This window comes from Dyella sp., from assembly GCF_035486915.1.
Taxonomy (GTDB): Bacteria; Pseudomonadota; Gammaproteobacteria; order Xanthomonadales; family Rhodanobacteraceae; genus Dyella_B.
In genome coordinates this window covers 16,126-29,212 of record NZ_DATHMR010000133.1, presented here as the reverse complement: position 1 = coordinate 29,212, position 13,087 = coordinate 16,126, and the positions used below count along the sequence as shown (strand labels likewise).

The following is a 13,087-nucleotide window of genomic DNA, read 5'->3' as shown; positions in this document are numbered from 1 at the left end:
ATCAGCCGAACAGGTCGGCATGTTCGATAAACCACAGACCTGCGAACAGTTTCGGGTCGATGGAGAAGCCTTCGTTGGCGCGTGCGAGCAACCACGCGCCAGCTTCCTTGCGCGGTACTTCATGCACGATGATGCTCTCGCTTTCATCGCCGCCGCCTTCGCTGACTTTTACAAGATCATGCGCGCGTGCGTAGGCAATGATCTCGCTGCTCATGCCGGATGATGATGGGCCTTCGTGCACAAACGTCACGTTGCCGCAGCGATAACCGGTTTCTTCTTCCAGCTCACGCTGCGCGGCCAGCAACGCGCTTTCGTTGTGTTGGTCGGCAAGGTCGCCGACCAGGCCGGCCGGCATTTCGATGGTGAACTGCTGTACGGCGACGCGATACTGCTGCACGAACAGGATTTTGTCCTCGGGCGTGACGGCCAGAATGATGACCGCGCCGCCCGGGTTGTTGCGCTCAGCGTATTCCCAGCGCCCACGCCGGCGCATGCTTAGCCATCGTCCTTCAAACAAGGTCTCGACCGGGGCGTCAGCGTCATTCGGCTTGCGATCAGCATGCTTTGTCGACATGGTGAGGTATTTCCCTATGGATTAATCCTGCGCACTACACAGTGCACGCAGGCGATTGCGCGTGAGCGGACCGAAACGGAGCTGTTCGCATAGCGATTCAATTTTGTCGGCGTTGCGTTGACGCACTAAGGCTTCAGCGCTTGCTTCGACCGGTGCATCCAGCGCAATACGTGTCAATCGGCGATAAAGTCGCGCCGATTCAGCATGCTCGCGCAGTTTTGCGGCACAGCTTGCGGCGCCGCGTATGCGCAGAAAAGCGACTTCATCGATGCGATCGAGCAAGTCATCCATGTTGCCGAAATGCGCGAGCAGCGCAGCTGCGGTCTTTGCGCCGACACCGGGTACGCCGGGTATGTTATCGACCGCATCGCCGCATAGAGCGAGGAAGTCGGCGACCTGCTCGGGGCGTACACCGAGACGTTCGAATACGCCAGTGGGACCCCAGCGCATGTTGCGTGCGAAGTCCCATTGCTCGTCGTGCTCGCCCAGTAACTGACCGAAATCTTTGTCGGCGGAGACGATCACGCTGCGGAAACCATGCCCGCGCAAGCTCCATAGCATGCTGCCGATCAGATCGTCTGCTTCATACGTGTGATCGATCAGTACGCGTACGCCCAATGCGTCGGTAACCGCGCGGCACTGCACGAACTGCCGTTCCAGATCCGGTGGCGGCAATTCGCGATTGGCTTTGTAATGGGGATAGATCGCATTGCGAAATGATGTGGTCAACGATGCATCGAATGCCACCGCAAGATGCGAGGGTTTTTCGCGCTCCAGCAACTCGCACAGGAAGCGCGTGTAGCCATGCACCGCGTTGACGGGATGACCTTCCGCGTCGTGAAATTCGTCCGGCATGGAATGCCAGGCACGAAACACGTAAAGGCTGCCGTCGATCAGATGCGCAGTGGGATGGCTGGATGCAGGCACGTTGTCAGCCCTGCCACGGGCTTAGCAGATCGTCCACAGCAGGGCGATCGCGATCAGGAATTTCGGTCTGCGGTGTGCCGATGTGCACGAAGCCGATCACGCATTCGTTCTTGGCCAAACGCAACAGTGCGGCCACTTCAGGATCGTACGCGGCCCAGCCCGTGAGCCATTGCGCGCCAAAACCAAGCGCGTAGGTGCCAAGAAGCAGGTTGTACGCCACATTGCCGGCGCAGAGTTTCTGTTCGATTTCTGGAATGCCGGCGTCATCGTTCAATCGGGCCACCACCACGATCACCAGCGGCGCGTACGTGTAGCGATTGCGTTCTTTCTCGCGCTTGGAGTCGGCCAGATTCGGATCGCGGCGAATGGCGCGTTCGGCCAGTTGCGCGCCGAACTTCAGTTTTGCGTCGCCACGCAGTTCGATCAGACGAAACGGAACCAGCTTGCCGTGATCAGGCACGCGGATGGACGCTTCAAGCAATGCACGCAATGTCTTCGCATCGGGCGCAGGCTCGCCGAGCTGGCGGGAGGGCGCGGAGTGACGTTGTTGAAGCAGGGAAAGCGCGTCGTGCATGGGGAGGCCGTCGGGGGACAAACCGCTATCCTACAACCGGTTGCGGCTCCTCTCGACTTTGCTCCTCTCCAATCGGCTCAGCCAGAATGCTTCAGCTGGAACCCATCGGGAAGCAATGCGGCGACGGTCGTGAGCCGTGTGGCGCCGCTCACATTCGCCAGCAGCACCGGCATCGTGCCATCGCACAGTTCGGCAAGTGCCTGCCTGCACGAGCCGCAGGGTGTAACGGGTTCCGGCGTATCGGCGATCACAGCCAGGGCGGTGAAGTCGCCGGGTTTGCATCCGGCGGCAATGGCGCTGAACAGAGCGGTGCGCTCGGCGCAGTTGCATAAGCCGTACGCCGCATTTTCGACATTGCAGCCCGGAAACTGACGGCCGTCCCGTGTCTGCAGGGCGGCACCGACATGAAAGTTGGAATAGGGCGCGTACGCCTTGTCGCGTGTGGTCCGGGCAAGCTCCAGCAAGGCAGTGCTGACTGGCTGCGTCGACATCCGGAACTCCGTGTTGGCGGGCAGGCCAGTCTATCCCAATGGTAGTTCGCCTCGACACGGGCATCGGCTAGGATGCAGAAACGATTCCGCTGGGGAAAACCGATGTCGATCACCGTGTCTGCATTGCGTGAAACGGCCGCCGGCGAGCGGCGCGTGGCGATCACGCCCGAAGTCGCCAAGAAATTGCGTGGCAAAGGCATACGCGTGTTGCTGGAGCATGACGCGGGCAGCTCGTCGGGATTTCCGGATGCAAGCTACGCCGACGTCGAGTTCGCGGGCAGGGATCAGGTTTTGCAACAAACCGATCTGCTGGCATGCGTGTCACCTCCCGACGATGCGTCGATCGATCGCTTGCGCGAAGGCAGCATCGTGGTGGGGCAGTTGCGTCCGCATGGTGCAACAGCGCGAATCGAGGCGCTCGCGCAACGCAAGGTGACCGCGTTCTCGCTGGAGCTGCTGCCGCGTACCACGCGCGCACAGGCGATGGATGTACTCAGTTCGCAGGCCGCGGTGGCGGGTTATCGAGCCATGCTCATTGCCGCCGAGAACTCACCGAAGTTTTTCCCGATGCTGACGACCGCCGCCGGCACCATCCGGCCATCGCGTGTACTGGTCATTGGTGCGGGTGTTGCCGGGTTGCAGGCGATTGCTACGGCGCGCCGTCTGGGTGCGCAAATCGAAGGTTATGACGTGCGCCCGGAAACACGCGAGCAGATCGAATCGCTGGGTGCGAAGTTTCTCGACCTGGGTGTCAGCGCCGCAGGCAGTGGCGGTTATGCGCGCGAACTGACGGCCGAAGAACGCGCCGCACAGCAACAGGCTTTGGCCGATCATCTAAAAGTCTTCGACGCCGTTGTCACCACTGCGGCCATACCGGGTCGTGCAGCGCCCAAAATCCTAACCAAGGTCATGGTGGATGGCATGAAGCCAGGCGCGTTGATTGTCGATTTGGCAGCCGATAGCGGTGGCAATTGCGAACTGACGCAGCCGGGGGAGCGCGTCGAGCACGGTGGTGTGACCATCCTCGGCCCGTTGAATCTTGCCGCGGGTGCGCCACTGCATGCGTCGGAAATGTATGCGCGCAACATCTACAACTTCGCCGAGCTGCTCATTCGCGATAACAGCCTGCAGCCTGACTTCAACGACGAGCTTGTCGCAAAGAGCTGTGTGACGCGTGGCGGTGAAAAAATCTTTGCCGCGTAACGCGGCCGCAGACGCGTTTCCACAAACACGATCACGACCGCGTCGCGGGCGATCAACAGTGGAATGCCCGACGGTGCCGTCGAAACAGCTGCTCTCTCTCGATGCGTAACGGGGTTGCGTTTGTTGCGGTGTCGTGGGCGATCGTGTGGGTGATGGATCGTCAGAAACAGTACGTGTAACTCCAAGACGCACACGCGCTCGCACGCGAACTCAACGCTGATCAGCGCTGAGCTTCAGAAGAGATTCGAGGATCGGAGTCGTCAGCGTCCTGGCATGCCGAAGGCATGCTTGCCGGGAAGCGTGGAATTGGGGCCGAGGTGCCTCAGCCATTGCTGCCTCTGCTCGGGCGACTGCTGCTGCCATTGACGGCGCAACGCGTCGCGCTGCGCCGGTGGCAGTTGCTGGAAGCGCTGGAAGGCGTCGTGCAGCTGTTGCTGCTTGTCAGGCGGCAGCGTTTCGTACAGATGCTGGTTCTGCTGTGCTTGCTGACGCTCTTCCGGCGTCATCTGTTGCCAGCGTTCGATGTTGTTGCGGATCTGCTGCTGACGTTCCGGCGGCATCGATTCCCAATCCCTTTCGCGATCGAGCAGGCGTTCCTGCCTGCGCGGGGGAAAGGAATCCCACTGCGACTGGAACGGGCCGAGCAGACTACGCTGGGTGGGCGTCAGTGAATTCCAGGGATGTACAACAGGTGCGTTCTGCGCATGCGACGGCGCCGCGGCCATGAAACCAAGGGTCAGGATGAACAGGGCGGGCAGGCGAAGTCGACGTGGCTGCATGGCTCAGTTTTTGGGCTGGCTACTGCTGCCGCCCTGATTGGCGGCCAACCAGCTATAGAAGTCGAGATTCTGGTACAGACCTGGATCGGCCTTGTCAGTACCCGGTGGCAATACTTCAGCATCCTGTTCAGAAGCTACGGGGGCGGATGTGACGGCAGCCTGCTGGCTGGACGCATCGTGCGGACCCGGTGTCGGTTGCCAGATCATCAATGCAGCCAGGGCCATGGCGGCCAGCGCACCAACGGGGACCAGCACGCGCGCACGGTGATGCGGCGACGCCTGGTTAGTAGCCGCTTCCAGTGCCGTGCGGCGCGCAGCGCGCAGGCGACCGGCCGTCACCGGATCAACGCGGTGAGCGGCTTCTTGATAGAGCGCGCGGGCGCGCTTTTCAAAATCTTTATCGGACGAGTTCATCGCCACTCCTCCAGTTCCTCTCGCAGGTGCTGCATCGCACGCGAGAGATGCGTTTTGACGCTGCCTTCCGAGCAGCCCATCGCCTGTGCGGTTTCAGCCACATCCAGGCCTTCCAATACTCGCAGCATGAAGGCCTCGCGTTGACGCTGCGGAAGCTTCTTCACGGCTGCTGCCATATCTGCAAAAGACTGTTCGCCGTGCAATTTTTCGAGCGGGTCCGGACCGGTATCGGCCGGTTCCCACACAGGTAGTTCGTCGCCGTCGTCGTCATGACCGCCGCCGAGCCAACCGACCACGATGGAGCGGACCTTGCGTCGGCGCTGAATGTCCACGATGCGCCGGCGCAGGATGCCCCAGAACAGTGGCGTCCATTCCTCTGCCGGTTTGTCACGATAATGCTTGACCAGCCGGAGCATGGCGTCTTGCACGGCATCCAGGGCATCTTCGCGATGGCCCAGGTGCAATTCGGCCATACGGAAGGCCCGGCGCTCCATGCTGGCCAGGAAAGCATCCAGGCTGGCGGGCACCGCCCGACCTTCCTGGACCAGGAGATCCGACTCAAACACTGCCGAGACGCTGTTCATGGCGCCAGTTTCCGAATCGTCTGGACGGGCATCCCGTGGCTCCATCTGTTCGACTCCCGTCATCAACGCGTGACGCGCACACGGGTTGACTTAGTGAACAGGGCGCAGACACCGTATGATGCGTCGTATCTGGCTGATTGGCGGGGGAAACACATGCTTGACGGGTTCCTGGCGCTTTACATCTTCATGTTGGCTGCGTTCACGGGTTACGAAATCATCGCGCGTGTACCTGTCATTCTCCATACGCCGCTGATGTCCGGGTCGAACTTCATACACGGCATTGTGCTGGTTGGGGCCATGATTGCGCTAGGTCACGCCCGTACGCCGTTCGAGATGTGCATCGGATTCGTGGGCGTTCTCTTAGGGGCCGGTAATGCGGCCGGTGGCTATGTGGTCACGGAACGGATGCTGGAGATGTTCAAGACCAGCAAGCCCGGCAAGGACAGCGGAGGGGCCAAGTGATGGCCTGGGTACAGACACTGATCGACGCCTGTTACTTCCTCGCGGCCCTTCTTTTCATCCTCGGCCTGAAACGCATGAGCTCGCCGCGCACCGCGCGGGACGGCATCGTCTGGGCAGGTTTCGGCATGCTGCTGGCGGTGATCGCCACCTTGTTTCTGCCGGACATGGAGAACCGGGGACTGATCATCGGCGCCGTGCTGATCGGCGTGGCGGCGGCGTGGTGGTCGGGTCGCCGGGTGGCGATGACCGCGATGCCGCAGATGGTGGCGCTTTACAACGGCATGGGCGGCGGTGCCGCTGCGGCGATCGGTGCATCGGAGCTGATCAGTCACGTGGGTGGCTTGGCGGTGGCAAACGGCGTGGTTGCGCCCAATACCTATCCGCTGGCGCCGGAAAGCTGGTCACCGCTGCATGGCATCGCCACGGTCATCGCGCCGTTGAGCCCCGTCGCGCTGGCGTTGGGTGTGCTGGGTGCGCTGATTGGTTCGGTGAGTTTTTCCGGCTCGCTGATTGCCTTCGCCAAATTGCAGGGCTGGATGGATCGGCGCTTCGTATTTCCAGGCCAGCGTGTGGTGAACATGCTGGTTCTGGCGGCAGCCGTGGTGGTTGGCGTGATGATCGCGACGGGGCATCTTACCCTTCCGCTCATCGGCGCTTTCTTTGTGCTCGCGTTGCTGTTCGGTTTACTGATGACGCTGCCCATCGGCGGCGCCGATATGCCGGTGGTGATCTCGCTATACAACGCGTTCACCGGACTGGCCGTGGCGTTCGAAGGTTACGTGTTGAACAACGAAGCGATGATCATCGCGGGCATGGTGGTCGGCGCTGCGGGTACGTTGCTCACGCAGTTGATGGCCAAAGCGATGAATCGTTCGCTTGGCAACGTGTTGTTCGGCAGTTTTGGTGCCGCGTCGGGTGCCGCCGCACAAGAGATAGGCGGAAGCCAGAAGCCGATCGAAGCGGCCGATGCCGCCGTTATGATGGCGTATGCCGAGCGCGTGGTGATCGTCCCCGGTTACGGCATGGCTGTTGCCCAAGCGCAGCACAAGGTATGGGAGTTTGCGCAGCTGTTGCTGGCGCGTGGCGTGAAGGTCAAATTCGCGATCCATCCCGTCGCCGGACGCATGCCCGGGCACATGAATGTGCTGCTTGCCGAGGCAGGTGTGCCCTACGACTTGATCGTCGACATGGAAGACATCAATCCCGAATTTCCCGCCACGGATGTGGCGCTGGTGATCGGCGCGAACGATGTGGTCAATCCGCTCGCCAAGACCGATCCATCCTCACCCATTTACGGCATGCCGATTCTCGATGTGGCCGATGCCAAACAGGTGATTGTGGTGAAACGCGGCAAGGGCACCGGTTTTGCGGGTATCGAGAACGCATTGTTCTACGCGGACAACGCACGCATGTTGTACGGCGACGGACAGGCGGCAGCGGGGCAGCTTGTTTCCCAAATCAAGGCGCTGGACAGCTAGCTGGCCGTCCGCTGCGGTTTGCGCGAGAGACGCAGTGCCACAAGCACTGCCACGATGATGCCGCCAGCGCAGTAGGCGATATCGCGTGAACCGATACCGAAGCGCGCCAGATCCAGCAGCATCGGAATGCCCGCGGTGTGTATGACGCCGATTAATCCATAGCCGGATGTCATCTCCCAGAGCGTGGTCGCGGCACCGAGCACATGAACGTATAACGTCGCGACAACGGTGGCGATGGAGGCGAGAAACGCCGCATTCCAGGCACGCTTGTGCACCCATTGGCAGATCGCATTGGCAAGCAACCAGCCGATGGGGATGGCCATCCATGGCATCTGCCGATGCAGGAAAAGGGTGGGTAGAAGCCAGATCGCGCCCGCAGCAAGGCCAAGCATCGCTGCGCAGAACAGGGCAAAGCATTCATCGATCAGATGGCGCAGGGTCATGACGGATAACGGCTGGCGAGAGGGTGCACGGTCACGCAAAGTCCAGTGGCATAAAGCGTCCATTTTACCTGCATATGCTGTCTTTCTCCGCGCCTCGTCCCTTGAGATTTCGTCGTTTCAGCCTGATGTGTAGGGGACAGGTCCCATAGGCCACCGGCATAATAGAGGGCCGGGCAAGCCGAGGCGGCTTTCCACAACGATCGACGAGATGGCATGAGCGGTTTCAGTCTAAGCAGCGAACCATTCACTCTGGAGCGGGACTGCAGCGCAGTCATGGTGCCCCAGGGCGAGAGCGTGGTTTTGCCGGCCGGTCAGGTTGGCTACATCACCCAGGCGCTGGGCGGCAGTTTCACTGTGTATGTGGAAGGCAATCTGTTCCGCATCGCCGGTAATGATGCCGACGCGCTGGGCAAGGAGCCGCCGCCGCCGCTGGAGCTTGCGGACGACGCAAGCGATGCCGATGTGGAAAAGCTGGTGTGGCAGCAACTGCGCACGGTGTTCGATCCGGAAATTCCGATCAACGTGGTCGAGCTTGGGCTTGTTTACGACGTGAGCCTGGAGCCGGCCGGTCCCGATCGGCGCAAGGTGTACGTGAAGATGACGCTGACCGCGCCGGGCTGCGGCATGGGCGATGTGCTGATTGACGATGCACGCACCAAGCTGGAATTCATTCCGACAATTGTCGAAGCGGATGTGGATCTGGTGTTCGATCCGCCGTGGAATCAATCGATGATGTCGGAAGTGGCCAAGCTCGAAACCGGGATGCTTTGAAGCTTTTAGTCCCTCTCCCTCCGGGAGACGGGTTGGGGTGAGGGTGCACATGTTCGGTAGCTTCCAATGTTTTCGCGAGAGCCGAACCCTCGTCCGCCTGCCGGCACCTTCTCCCAGAGGGAGAAGGATTCACCATCACGCGCCCGGTGTTTCCTCGAGGTGATCGTTATCGCGAGCTTTGAGCTTTAGCCCCTCTCCCTCCGAGAGGGGTTGGGGTGAGGGTGCGCCGTTTCGCCAGCTTCCAATGTTTCGCGAGACCCGAACCCTCATCCGCCTGCCGGCACCTTCTCCCAGAGGGAGAAGGATTCACAATCAAGCGTTCGGTGCTTCTTCGAAGCGGTTCGCATCGCGATTCTTGCGAACTTTCGCCGGGTCCCACACGCGGCCGTTCATGGCGATGTAAACGCCATCGGGCAAGGTCTGCACGGCGGCGACGGCGCAGCCGACGTTGAATACGGCATCTGAGCCCTGAAAGCGCGCGGGATTCAAAGCGCCCGTCAACACAATCACCTTGCCCTTGATCGACGAGAGTTCCTTGGCGGTATCCACCATGGTGTCCGTGCCATGCGTAACCAGTACGTGGCGATGCGGCTGCGCTTCGATCGTGGAGCGGATCAACGCGCGATCGTCTGCATTCATATGCAGACTGTCCTTGCGCAGTATCGGAATCACATCGAACTGAAACGCCACGCCGAGTTGCGTGAGTATCTCGCCAATCTGCGGTGCGCCGATCTTGTAGTCCGACTTGTCATCGAAGTAGATCTTGTCGATGGTGCCGCCGGTAGTGACGATGGTCAGATGCTGCATGATCAGGACGCCGTAGGGATGAGCCGATATTTTAGCCGGAGGATGACGCCGCTGTCGGCGCTACTCCGTCAGAAGACGGGTGTCTTCGCCGCTGATATCGGACAGGCGCAGCAGGCCATGGCCCAGAAAGCGACGCAAGGCGGCAGCCGGGCGTTCGTCGCCGCGTGCGGAAGACCATGCGGCCTGGCGTGCCATCAGGGCAGCGGCCGCACAGCGGGCGAGTGATATGGCAATGCCGCGGGCACCGGCTTCCAGCACATTGCGTTCGAGCTTCTGCGCGTCCATGTGTGTGGCGGTTGCATCGAGCGCTGCGTGCACGGCGAAGGCCGCCTGCGCGTTGTGCGCGTCCCCCAGCCATCCGCCGATCACCTTGCGCAGCGCCGCGAAGCTGTTGTTGCCGGCAAGCGCACGCAGGCTATCGAGTGACAGCACATTGGTGGTGCCTTCCCATATCGCATACACCTGCGCATCGCGCAGCAGTTGCGGCAGGCCCGTGTCTTCGATGTAACCGGCGCCGCCAAAGCATTCCAGCGCTTCGGAACACAGGTTTACGGCCATCTTGCCCGTCCACAATTTCGCGAGCGGCGTAAGCAGACGCAGCGATGCGGTTTCCTGCAACGTCGCAGCGTTCTGTTCGACGCGGCCGAGCAGATAGGCCACTTCGAAGGCCAGCGCGAAGGCGCCTTCAAATTCGGCCTGCATATCAGCGAGCGTTTGCGCGTGCAGGGGTTGTTCGATCAACGGACGGCCAAACGCCTGCCGCCGAGTTGCGTAATCACGCGCAAGACTGATCGCGCGCGACATGCTGGCGACAGCGCAGATCGCGTTCCAAGTCCTTGTCACGTTGAGCATCGGAGCGACCTGGCGCACGCCATGCCCAAGTTCGCCAAGCGGCCACGCGGGCAAACCGTCGAGGTGGATTTCCGCGGTGGGCAATTCGTGCGTGCCGAGTTTGTCCTTCAGGCGATCGATCATCAATTCCGGCTTGCGCTCGGCGCCATTCATCGTTTCGACGTAGAACAGGGCGAGCGCGGCCGCACCGCTTCCTGCGCCTTCCGGGCGCGCCAGCGCCAACGCCGCTTCGCCAACGACAGCGGAGCTGAACCATTTGCGGCCATACAAACGCCATTGGCCTTCGGCATCCTGCACCGCCACGGTTTCGGTGTTGCTGATATCCGACCCGCCCGCGTTCTCGGTCATCCATTGTCCGGACAACCAGAAATTTTGCGTGTCGCGGCTCAGGAAATGCGGCAACGCGCGATCGATAAGCGATTTGTTGCCCGATGCCTTGATGGCGGTCGCGGCGCCGTCCGTCATCGCCAAGGGACAGGTGTAGAACTCGCTCGCGAGGTGATAGACGTAAGCGCGCGCGAATTCTTCCAGTCGCGCGTATTCGTGATTTTCATGTCCCGACGCGAGAATGCTGTGGCGCGTGGTGAGCTGCGGACCTTCCATCCACGCAGTGGTCAATTCAACGCGATCGACACGACGGCCCCATGCGTCCCATTGCGTAAGGATCGGTTTGCGACGCGCGCTTTGGTTTGCGCGTTCCCATGCCATCTGTGCGTAATCGCCCAGCGCGTCGAGATCGGCATCCAGCGCCTTGCGGCGTTTGGACGGAAAGGCACGATCGAGCAAAGCGATCAACAACCGGTCGCTGCGGTGCGGATGAGCCAGTTGCGGAGCGTCTTGCAGGAATCCCATGACAGCCACCTTGCTCGAGCCTTTGTGGCAAGTATAGGCAAAGCGCCGCGTGCTGCACGCTGTCGCAATCATCCGTTAGCATGGTCGGATACGCGCGGAGGCAAAAAAAACATGCGATTTTCCGAAACGTTGAATAGCATCCGCCGCGACGGCGAAACGTGGACAGGTTCTCTCGACGAGGATTGGATGCAGGGCCGCAGTGCTTTTGGCGGCATACAAGCGGCGATGGCCTTGCGGGTCATGCGCTCGCTCGTGCAGGCGGAAGTGCCCTTGCGCAGCCTGCAGGTGGCATTTATTGCCCCGGTTCCGGCTGGTCCTGTGAAAGTCGCGGCGAAGGTATTGCGTCAGGGCAAAAGCGTGACGCAAATCGAAGCGCGTCTGCTCCATGGCGATGACACCGTGTGTCTGGTCGTAGGCATCTTTGGCGCGCCACGTGAATCGACGCTGCGCCTGCTGCCGTCGCAGCCCGCCGTAGAAGCGATGGCGAAACCGCATGTACTTCGTTACGTGCCTGGTTTGCTGCCGCAATTCACCCAGCAATTTGAAGCACGTTGGTTGCAGGGCGACATTCCTTTTTCCGGCGGCGCTAACACGGAGCAGGTGATCGAGATATCGCTTAAAGACGATGGCGTCGCCGACGAAACGCATGTTCTGGCCTTCGCCGATTTCATCCCGCCGATCGCCTTGTCGATGCTCGACAAACCTGCGCCCGGCAGTTCACTCTCGTGGATGCTGGAGCTGTTCGCCGACAGCCGCGGTTTGCCGCTGAGCAACTGGCGTATCGATGCAAAGCTGCAGGTCGCGCAAGACGGTTACACCAGCCAGCAGGTGATGCTCTGGGGCCCGGGTGGACAACCCATCGCACTCAGCCGTCAGAGCATGGTGGTGTTCGGTTAAGGGGCGCCTGCAGCAGATTTGCGTTTCACACCCGCGCCAAGCGCGCCGATGATCAGTAACGTCAGCAGAATTTCAAACAGCGCGAGCCACCGTTCCTGCGACGAGCTCCAGCTTTCCGCTACGCCGTGACAAAAATAGAAAAGGCTGAGAATGCCGACCCACAGCAAGGCGCGACGCACATTGCGAAGCGCCACGAGTGGAAGCAGCAATGGAACAACCGTGATGGCCAGCGCAATCGACACGCGCATGCTCTGCGGCGGGAACAGCCACGCGTACCAAGCACATTGCAGAACGATCAAAGCGGCCCACGCTGCGAGACCAAGACGATAGACCGTGATCAGTGGCGCACTCATCCGTTTGCAGCCAATTTACGCGCCGCCTCGGCCAGACGTTTACCGAGCGCGCGAGCGAGTTCGCGTTCGTGCTCGCTGATGGCGTTGTCGCCCTTTGTGCCAGTGACATGACTTGCCCCATAAGGCGTGCCGCCGCTGGTCGTATGACTGAGCGCCGGTTCCGTGTACGGAATGCCAAGCAGCAACATGCCGTGATGCAGCAGTGGCAGCGCCATGCTGATCAAGGTGGATTCCTGGCCGCCGTGCATGGTGCTGGTCGCGGTAAAAACGGCGGCTGGTTTTCCGACCAGTGCGCCGCTGGCCCATTCGGCGCCGGTGCTGTCCAGGAAATACTTCAATGGCGCGGCCATATTGCCGAAGCGGGTAGGGCTGCCCAGCGCGAGACCCACGCAATCGTGCAGATCCTGCTTTGTAACGTAGGGTGCGCCTTCCTCCGGCTCCGGTGGTTGGGCCAACTCGGTGACGGGCGCCACCGGGGGCACCTGGCGCAGGCGCGCACGCATGCCCGGAACCTCTTCGACGCCCCGCGCGATCAGCCGGGCGAGCTGTGCGGTGTGGCCGGACCGGCTGTAGTAGAGAACCAGAATGTCGCTCATGCGCTTTGGGCGTTCACATAGGATGGGGTA

General features: G+C 61.2%; 17 protein-coding genes. 5 read left to right on the top strand and 12 right to left on the bottom strand.

The genetic code is table 11. The features are described 5' to 3' along the window. Position 1: 1 nt before the first annotated feature. The 4 genes from VK725_RS10620 to cdd form a co-directional block, all read right to left on the bottom strand. Positions 2 to 574 (bottom strand): NUDIX hydrolase, encoded by a 573-nt coding sequence (locus tag VK725_RS10620; RefSeq protein WP_325318022.1) that lies wholly within the window; start codon positions 572 to 574, stop codon positions 2 to 4. A gap of 21 nt (positions 575 to 595) precedes the next feature. Further along, positions 596 to 1,501, bottom strand: a complete 906-nt coding sequence (locus tag VK725_RS10615; protein WP_325318021.1) for a 5'-3' exonuclease — start codon at positions 1,499 to 1,501, stop codon at positions 596 to 598. A gap of 4 nt (positions 1,502 to 1,505) precedes the next feature. Continuing rightward, the gene (locus tag VK725_RS10610) at positions 1,506 to 2,075 is read right to left on the bottom strand and encodes a nitroreductase (RefSeq protein WP_325318020.1); all 570 of its coding nucleotides are present in this window, start codon (positions 2,073 to 2,075) and stop codon (positions 1,506 to 1,508) included. Positions 2,076 to 2,152: 77 nt separating this feature from the next. Next, positions 2,153 to 2,566, bottom strand: coding sequence for a cytidine deaminase (gene cdd, locus VK725_RS10605; RefSeq protein WP_325318019.1), 414 nt, complete (start codon positions 2,564 to 2,566; stop codon positions 2,153 to 2,155). 102 nt (positions 2,567 to 2,668) lie between these two features. Between cdd and VK725_RS10600 the strand changes: the two genes are divergently transcribed. After that, positions 2,669 to 3,769: an NAD(P) transhydrogenase subunit alpha gene (locus VK725_RS10600; RefSeq protein WP_325318018.1), complete on the top strand. Its 1,101-nt coding sequence runs from the start codon at positions 2,669 to 2,671 to the stop codon at positions 3,767 to 3,769. Positions 3,770 to 4,029: 260 nt separating this feature from the next. On the opposite strand, the gene VK725_RS10595 is transcribed toward VK725_RS10600, so the two are convergent. Genes VK725_RS10595 through VK725_RS10585 form a run of 3 tightly spaced genes read right to left on the bottom strand, consistent with a single transcriptional unit; the run spans position 4,030 to position 5,546 of the window. Then, positions 4,030 to 4,548, bottom strand: coding sequence for a DUF3106 domain-containing protein (locus VK725_RS10595; RefSeq protein WP_325318017.1), 519 nt, complete (start codon positions 4,546 to 4,548; stop codon positions 4,030 to 4,032). Positions 4,549 to 4,551: 3 nt separating this feature from the next. Continuing rightward, on the bottom strand, positions 4,552 to 4,962 hold the full coding sequence (locus tag VK725_RS10590) for a hypothetical protein (protein ID WP_325318016.1): 411 nt from the start codon (positions 4,960 to 4,962) through the stop codon (positions 4,552 to 4,554). Beyond that, the gene (locus VK725_RS10585) at positions 4,959 to 5,546 is read right to left on the bottom strand and encodes an RNA polymerase sigma factor (protein ID WP_325318015.1); all 588 of its coding nucleotides are present in this window, start codon (positions 5,544 to 5,546) and stop codon (positions 4,959 to 4,961) included. Before VK725_RS10585 ends, VK725_RS10590 begins: the two co-directional genes overlap by 4 nt. A 153-nt stretch (positions 5,547 to 5,699) precedes the next feature. Here VK725_RS10585 and VK725_RS10580 point away from each other — a divergent pair, with 153 nt between their 5' ends. After that, positions 5,700 to 6,008: an NAD(P) transhydrogenase subunit alpha gene (locus VK725_RS10580; RefSeq protein WP_325318014.1), complete on the top strand. Its 309-nt coding sequence runs from the start codon at positions 5,700 to 5,702 to the stop codon at positions 6,006 to 6,008. Then, positions 6,008 to 7,486 (top strand): NAD(P)(+) transhydrogenase (Re/Si-specific) subunit beta, encoded by a 1,479-nt coding sequence (locus VK725_RS10575; protein ID WP_325318040.1) that lies wholly within the window; start codon positions 6,008 to 6,010, stop codon positions 7,484 to 7,486. Before VK725_RS10580 ends, VK725_RS10575 begins: the two co-directional genes overlap by 1 nt. On the opposite strand, the gene VK725_RS10570 is transcribed toward VK725_RS10575, so the two are convergent. After that, positions 7,483 to 7,929, bottom strand: a complete 447-nt coding sequence (locus VK725_RS10570; RefSeq protein ID WP_325318013.1) for a hypothetical protein — start codon at positions 7,927 to 7,929, stop codon at positions 7,483 to 7,485. The two genes, VK725_RS10575 and VK725_RS10570, sit on opposite strands and share 4 nt — an antisense overlap. A gap of 213 nt (positions 7,930 to 8,142) precedes the next feature. Between VK725_RS10570 and sufT the strand changes: the two genes are divergently transcribed. Further along, complete coding sequence (gene sufT, locus VK725_RS10565; RefSeq protein WP_325318012.1) at positions 8,143 to 8,700, top strand: putative Fe-S cluster assembly protein SufT; 558 nt, start codon at positions 8,143 to 8,145, stop codon at positions 8,698 to 8,700. Between the two features lie 312 nt (positions 8,701 to 9,012). Here the strand turns inward: sufT and VK725_RS10560 are convergent, their stop codons facing one another. Together VK725_RS10560 and VK725_RS10555 are read right to left on the bottom strand one after the other, a co-directional pair. Continuing rightward, a complete protein-coding gene (locus VK725_RS10560) occupies positions 9,013 to 9,507 on the bottom strand; it encodes an asparaginase domain-containing protein (RefSeq protein ID WP_325318011.1) in 495 nt (164 codons plus the stop codon). A 60-nt stretch (positions 9,508 to 9,567) separates the two neighbouring features. Beyond that, positions 9,568 to 11,211 (bottom strand): acyl-CoA dehydrogenase family protein, encoded by a 1,644-nt coding sequence (locus tag VK725_RS10555; RefSeq protein WP_325318010.1) that lies wholly within the window; start codon positions 11,209 to 11,211, stop codon positions 9,568 to 9,570. A gap of 111 nt (positions 11,212 to 11,322) precedes the next feature. Between VK725_RS10555 and VK725_RS10550 the strand changes: the two genes are divergently transcribed. Then, positions 11,323 to 12,108, top strand: coding sequence for a thioesterase family protein (locus VK725_RS10550; RefSeq protein ID WP_325318009.1), 786 nt, complete (start codon positions 11,323 to 11,325; stop codon positions 12,106 to 12,108). Here VK725_RS10550 and VK725_RS10545 read toward each other — a convergent pair. Beyond that, positions 12,105 to 12,461, bottom strand: a complete 357-nt coding sequence (locus VK725_RS10545; RefSeq protein WP_325318008.1) for a DUF2069 domain-containing protein — start codon at positions 12,459 to 12,461, stop codon at positions 12,105 to 12,107. The two genes, VK725_RS10550 and VK725_RS10545, sit on opposite strands and share 4 nt — an antisense overlap. Continuing rightward, positions 12,458 to 13,057: an NAD(P)H:quinone oxidoreductase gene (wrbA, locus tag VK725_RS10540; protein ID WP_325318007.1), complete on the bottom strand. Its 600-nt coding sequence runs from the start codon at positions 13,055 to 13,057 to the stop codon at positions 12,458 to 12,460. The genes VK725_RS10545 and wrbA overlap by 4 nt, the downstream gene beginning before the upstream one ends. Positions 13,058 to 13,087: the final 30 nt, after the last annotated feature.

Coding starts and splice junctions, on each gene's coding strand:
- VK725_RS10590 (WP_325318016.1), bottom strand. CDS start 4,962: ATGAACTCGTCCGATAAAGATTTTGAAAAGCGCGCCCGCGCGCTCTAT.
- wrbA (WP_325318007.1), bottom strand. CDS start 13,057: ATGAGCGACATTCTGGTTCTCTACTACAGCCGGTCCGGCCACACCGCA.
- VK725_RS10555 (WP_325318010.1), bottom strand. CDS start 11,211: ATGGGATTCCTGCAAGACGCTCCGCAACTGGCTCATCCGCACCGCAGC.
- VK725_RS10580 (WP_325318014.1), top strand. CDS start 5,700: ATGCTTGACGGGTTCCTGGCGCTTTACATCTTCATGTTGGCTGCGTTC.
- VK725_RS10550 (WP_325318009.1), top strand. CDS start 11,323: ATGCGATTTTCCGAAACGTTGAATAGCATCCGCCGCGACGGCGAAACG.
- cdd (WP_325318019.1), bottom strand. CDS start 2,566: ATGTCGACGCAGCCAGTCAGCACTGCCTTGCTGGAGCTTGCCCGGACC.
- VK725_RS10600 (WP_325318018.1), top strand. CDS start 2,669: ATGTCGATCACCGTGTCTGCATTGCGTGAAACGGCCGCCGGCGAGCGG.
- VK725_RS10575 (WP_325318040.1), top strand. CDS start 6,008: ATGGCCTGGGTACAGACACTGATCGACGCCTGTTACTTCCTCGCGGCC.
- VK725_RS10595 (WP_325318017.1), bottom strand. CDS start 4,548: ATGCAGCCACGTCGACTTCGCCTGCCCGCCCTGTTCATCCTGACCCTT.
- VK725_RS10560 (WP_325318011.1), bottom strand. CDS start 9,507: ATGCAGCATCTGACCATCGTCACTACCGGCGGCACCATCGACAAGATC.
- VK725_RS10570 (WP_325318013.1), bottom strand. CDS start 7,929: ATGACCCTGCGCCATCTGATCGATGAATGCTTTGCCCTGTTCTGCGCA.
- VK725_RS10585 (WP_325318015.1), bottom strand. CDS start 5,546: ATGAACAGCGTCTCGGCAGTGTTTGAGTCGGATCTCCTGGTCCAGGAA.
- VK725_RS10545 (WP_325318008.1), bottom strand. CDS start 12,461: ATGAGTGCGCCACTGATCACGGTCTATCGTCTTGGTCTCGCAGCGTGG.
- VK725_RS10610 (WP_325318020.1), bottom strand. CDS start 2,075: ATGCACGACGCGCTTTCCCTGCTTCAACAACGTCACTCCGCGCCCTCC.
- VK725_RS10620 (WP_325318022.1), bottom strand. CDS start 574: ATGTCGACAAAGCATGCTGATCGCAAGCCGAATGACGCTGACGCCCCG.
- sufT (WP_325318012.1), top strand. CDS start 8,143: ATGAGCGGTTTCAGTCTAAGCAGCGAACCATTCACTCTGGAGCGGGAC.